Here is a 3,459-nt window from a genome sequence, read left to right as displayed (position 1 = left end):
GACATTCAACACTCGGCTGGAAATCGCCGGTGGCATTTGAGAAAAAAGCCGCTTAAAATGAGAGATAGACCGGAACACAACCGGTGCAAGACCAAATTATATCGCTGTATCGCAGTAGATAATGGCTGGCCGATTGTGGTGCGTGAAGATTTGAGCGAAGCCAAACCTGAACGCGAGAGCCGGCGGAGACCTCTGGTTTCCTTTGCTCATGTTGCGGACTTACATATTATAGATGCGGCTTCGCCGTCTCACTCCTCGTTTTTGCGCCAGTATATAGGCAACATCAATGGCGCCCCTTTATCCAATGCCGCGCGCCCGCAAGACACCCTCACCGTACATGTGCTAGATGCTATGGTGCGGCGCATCAATGCCATTGGTAAAGGGCCCATTTCAGGACGTATTTTTGACTTTGCCATTTCCACAGGCGACAATGCCGACAGCCGCGGCTTGCATGAATTTGAAGCCGTTATTGCAGTGCTGAATGGTGAAAAAACAGTTTCAACGCCACTGGTGGCGGCTATCAGGGTTTGCAGGACGAAACATCCCTGCAAGGCAATGCCTATGATGCTTTCTGGCATCCCGTGCACGTCAAAGCCAACCAGCATGACGACCTTTGGAAAAGGGCTTACGGCTATCCGGTGGTTCAAGGCTTTATTGATGCGGTGAGCGAACCAATTGCATTTGAGGGCTTGAAATTTCCGTGGTATACTGGCTTTGGCAATCATCATTTGATGGATGCCGGTGTTTTACCTAGCGGCCTCAGTCACTTCTTAGATTTGCTGGCTACCGGCGACAAATTATCGACCGGCATCCCCGAAGGCATGACAATGCAAGATTTTATCGGCGCAATCATTCATCCCGACCGACATGGCATTGAAGAGCTGATTAGCAAAATGCCGCTGCGCAATATTACTCCTGCCGCGAAACGACAATCCTTCAGCAAAGAAGATTATTCGGCTTCATTTGGAGAAAACCGGTGCCTATGGCCATGAGGGGCATGGGTTCACGACCAACAATCTGAATGAGAAAACCGCATACTATACTTTTCCGATGGCCGATGAGCTCACCGCCATCATGTTTGACAGCACCAACCCGAATGATGGCCCTGATGGCTCACTTAATCCGGCGCAGGCTGCATGGCTCACCCAAACACTTACCAATCTTCATGCGCGTTATTATGATGAGAATAGCGCATTGATCGAGACAAACAACAAAGACCAGCTCATTGTTTTATTCTCGCATCATAATTCCCGCACATTCGACAATCTTACCCATGCCCTATGAGACAACAAGCGACCGGCTCGGTTCAGATGCCCTGCTGGCATTATTGCGGCGTTTCCCCAATATTGTGCTTTGGGTCAACGGCCATATGCATGCCAATCGTGTCTGGTGTCATCCTGATCCGCATGGCCGTGGCCATGGTCTATGGGAGATTAATACAGCAGCCCATATTGATTATCCGCAACAATGGACTTTTCACGGTTTGATTCCGCCTCCCTGAATAGACTATTGGTCATTAAGGAGCAGATATATGACAGCTTTACATACTGATGATTTCCGACGCGAAGCCGTTCGGATTGCGCTGACGTGTGGTCTTACTCGCCGCCAGGTAGCATCTGATTTGCGTGTCGGCCTTTCCACGCTATCGAAATGGATACAGCGCTCTCGCCCTGATGACAAGCCTCCAGCTCACGATATCGATTTGGCGAAAGAAAACGACCGCTTGCGTAAAGCGAACCGCCTACTTCTGCAGGAGAGGGAAATCTTCAAAAAGCCCACCGTGTTCTTCGCGAAGCAAAGCAAATAAGGTTTGCTTTCATCGAAGAGCACGCACTCAGATTTCCAATCCACCGGCTGTGCCAGATTATGGACGTTACATCACGTGGTTATCGTGCCTGGCGCAGACGGCCATTAAGCAAACGGCAAAGACAGGACATGGTGCTGCTGGGATAATGCTGTATCTGAAACATTTTTCAAAAAACTGAAGGTGGGGCTAATTTGGCGACATTCGTGGCAAACACGAAAACAGCTGACCGATGCGCTTTTCAAATACATCAATGGATTTTTTAACATACGCAGAAGGCATTCGACACTCAGAGGAATATCGCCCGCTCAATTCGAGAAAATATCCGCCGAAAAGAGATAATGAGGCGGAAATATAGCGGGACAAGTCCATACCGCTCCGAACTGAACCCCACAGCCGCTTTCGAGAAGCGGTTGCGCATAAATGGTACCGCTATACATATATATTCATATATAAAATCATTTAGCAGGAACCATACAGCTGGGGATAAGCTGTAATTCGCTACCTTTCTTTCGCTCGAACCGCTTCGTTCCGACGAACCGTTTTTATATTTGCTTTTGAATGGGGAGGGTGCCTAGCGGGCGGTATGCTGGACTGACCGCTTGTGCGGGCGGCAGGATCGTTTCTTCTCTCTTTCCGGATTGTTTCTGCCAACGCAGACGATAAAACAAACCTTGCGCCCTACAGGACACCATAGGTCGGCTAAAAACCAGCTACTGCTTAAACAGGCTGCGGTAGAGTGACTCATATCGCGCCAGCCATTCAGGACAAAACGGGTCTGGCGCGATTTGTGTGTTGTCTGGCGTTGATAATTTGTGCCCCTATTCTGCCCCCAGAACGCAAAAAGCCCCTATCTTTGGATAGGGGCTTTTTTGTAAGAGACTGCATTGACAGTCATATTTTGGTTGCGGGGGCAGGATTTGAACCTGCGGCCTTCAGGTTATGAGCCTGACGAGCTACCGGGCTGCTCCACCCCGCGATAAACTATGTACGAGCATTCAGCCCGTTTTTTTTGTTTTGTTCATCCTCGCCGGCTTTGCCGTCTGCGGTTGAACGGGCTGCTCCAGCCCGCAGTAAACTTTTGCGTGTTTCACGCTTACTGCTTAATTTCATGCTGTTATTTTTGATATGAGCACAGCATTTTGATTAAGGCTTTTAGCCAGTTTGTTTTGATTATATCTGGCTGGTATTTTTTAAACGCTGATTGCGTTTTTGAATTGATTGTTCTGTTTAGAGAAGATGATTTCATTTTATGCGATTAGCAGACCTGGCAGCGACCTACTCTCCCGTGCCTTAAGACAAAGTACCATCGGCGCTGGAGCGTTTCACGGCCGAGTTCGGAATGGGATCGGGTGCAGCCGCTCCGCAATAACCACCAGGTCAGCAAAGCGCATAAAATGGGTTGAGAAGCTGTTTTTCTTTCATGCAGATAATTCAGCGCATTTATAGAGCGCTGATAAACAATAAGCACACGACTGTGTGCCGCCGATATTTCGGCGCCCTCCCGGAGCCATTCACGAAGTGAATAAGGCGTGAGGGGCAAAGTTTTCATCAAACTTGGTTTGATGGATATTGATAATGAGAATGATCAAGTCGATCGAGCTATTAGTACCGGTAAGCTGCATGCGTTGCCGCACTTCCACACCCGGCCTATC

5 protein-coding genes, 1 tRNA gene, 1 rRNA gene and 1 pseudogene are annotated in these 3,459 nt (G+C 48.9%); 6 read left to right on the top strand and 2 right to left on the bottom strand.

Going from position 1 to position 3,459, the window contains the following annotated elements; translation table 11 throughout:
* Positions 1 to 57 precede the first annotated feature (57 nt).
* The 6 genes and pseudogenes from FHS77_RS15800 to FHS77_RS16550 all read left to right on the top strand — a co-directional run.
* A complete protein-coding gene (locus FHS77_RS15800; protein WP_184224874.1) occupies positions 58 to 666 on the top strand; it encodes a metallophosphoesterase family protein in 609 nt (202 codons plus the stop codon).
* Positions 667 to 731: 65 nt separating this feature from the next.
* Positions 732 to 992 carry a hypothetical protein gene (locus FHS77_RS15795; RefSeq protein ID WP_184224873.1) on the top strand — a complete coding sequence of 87 codons (261 nt, stop codon included), beginning with the start codon at positions 732 to 734 and terminating at the stop codon, positions 990 to 992.
* Positions 964 to 1,284 carry a hypothetical protein gene (locus tag FHS77_RS15790; RefSeq protein ID WP_184224872.1) on the top strand — a complete coding sequence of 107 codons (321 nt, stop codon included), beginning with the start codon at positions 964 to 966 and terminating at the stop codon, positions 1,282 to 1,284. Before FHS77_RS15795 ends, FHS77_RS15790 begins: the two co-directional genes overlap by 29 nt.
* Positions 1,274 to 1,501: a hypothetical protein gene (locus FHS77_RS15785; RefSeq protein ID WP_184224871.1), complete on the top strand. Its 228-nt coding sequence runs from the start codon at positions 1,274 to 1,276 to the stop codon at positions 1,499 to 1,501. The genes FHS77_RS15790 and FHS77_RS15785 overlap by 11 nt, the downstream gene beginning before the upstream one ends.
* Positions 1,502 to 1,531: 30 nt before the next feature.
* Positions 1,532 to 1,807, top strand: coding sequence for a transposase (locus FHS77_RS16555; RefSeq protein ID WP_425498150.1), 276 nt, complete (start codon positions 1,532 to 1,534; stop codon positions 1,805 to 1,807).
* Positions 1,808 to 1,975: 168 nt separating this feature from the next.
* Positions 1,976 to 2,146, top strand: a pseudogene (locus FHS77_RS16550) (IS3 family transposase); the annotation flags it as partial.
* A gap of 560 nt (positions 2,147 to 2,706) precedes the next feature.
* Here FHS77_RS16550 and FHS77_RS15775 read toward each other — a convergent pair.
* Both FHS77_RS15775 and rrf read right to left on the bottom strand, forming a co-directional pair.
* Positions 2,707 to 2,783 (bottom strand) — tRNA-Met (locus tag FHS77_RS15775).
* Positions 2,784 to 3,069: 286 nt separating this feature from the next.
* Positions 3,070 to 3,184 (bottom strand): 5S ribosomal RNA (gene rrf / locus FHS77_RS15770).
* Positions 3,185 to 3,459 lie beyond the last annotated feature (275 nt).

The sequence above is a fragment of the Paenochrobactrum gallinarii genome, assembly GCF_014205685.1.
Lineage (GTDB): Bacteria > Pseudomonadota > Alphaproteobacteria > Rhizobiales > Rhizobiaceae > Paenochrobactrum > Paenochrobactrum gallinarii.
Note: the sequence above shows the minus strand (reverse complement) of the source record. Positions and strands in the feature narration are given on the sequence as shown.

Excerpts from the sequence above, each read along its gene's own strand:
- FHS77_RS16555 (WP_425498150.1), top strand. The coding sequence starts at position 1,532 with ATGACAGCTTTACATACTGATGATTTCCGACGCGAAGCCGTTCGGATT.
- FHS77_RS15800 (WP_184224874.1), top strand. The coding sequence starts at position 58 with ATGAGAGATAGACCGGAACACAACCGGTGCAAGACCAAATTATATCGC.
- FHS77_RS15795 (WP_184224873.1), top strand. The coding sequence starts at position 732 with ATGGATGCCGGTGTTTTACCTAGCGGCCTCAGTCACTTCTTAGATTTG.
- FHS77_RS15785 (WP_184224871.1), top strand. The coding sequence starts at position 1,274 with ATGCCCTATGAGACAACAAGCGACCGGCTCGGTTCAGATGCCCTGCTG.